Annotated in this window: 1 pseudogene; it reads left to right on the forward strand. The window is 45.2% G+C overall.

Going from position 1 to position 662, the window contains the following annotated elements:
- A pseudogene (locus M1G12_RS09880) lies at nucleotides 1-662 on the forward strand (DNA-directed RNA polymerase subunit beta); the annotation flags it as partial.

Below are 662 nucleotides of genomic sequence, written 5' to 3' on the forward strand. Positions count from 1 at the left end.
CTTGGACAAAACCCAATCGTTGCCTACATGACTTGGGAAGGTTACAACTTCGAGGATGCCGTTATCATGAGCGAACGCTTGGTGAAAGATGATGTCTACACATCTGTCCACCTTGAAGAATACGAATCAGAAACACGCGATACAAAGCTTGGGCCTGAAGAAATTACTCGCGAAATTCCAAATGTTGGGGAAGACGCTCTTAAAGACCTTGACGAAATGGGTATTATCCGTATCGGTGCTGAGGTTAAAGAAGGTGATATCCTTGTAGGTAAAGTAACACCTAAGGGTGAGAAAGACCTTTCAGCTGAAGAACGTCTCTTGCACGCTATCTTCGGAGATAAATCTCGTGAAGTGCGTGATACTTCTCTTCGTGTACCACACGGTGCTGATGGTGTCGTTCGTGATGTTAAGATCTTTACACGTGCAAATGGAGATGAATTGCAATCAGGTGTTAATATGCTGGTTCGCGTCTACATCGCTCAAAAACGTAAGATCAAGGTTGGAGATAAGATGGCCGGACGTCACGGAAATAAAGGGGTTGTCTCTCGTATCGTTCCTGTAGAAGACATGCCTTATCTTCCAGACGGAACTCCAGTCGATATCATGTTGAACCCACTTGGGGTGCCATCACGTATGAATATCGGTCAGGTTATGGAGCTTCA

It is taken from the genome of Streptococcus mitis (assembly GCF_023110375.1).
Taxonomy (GTDB): Bacteria; Bacillota; Bacilli; order Lactobacillales; family Streptococcaceae; genus Streptococcus; species Streptococcus mitis_CI.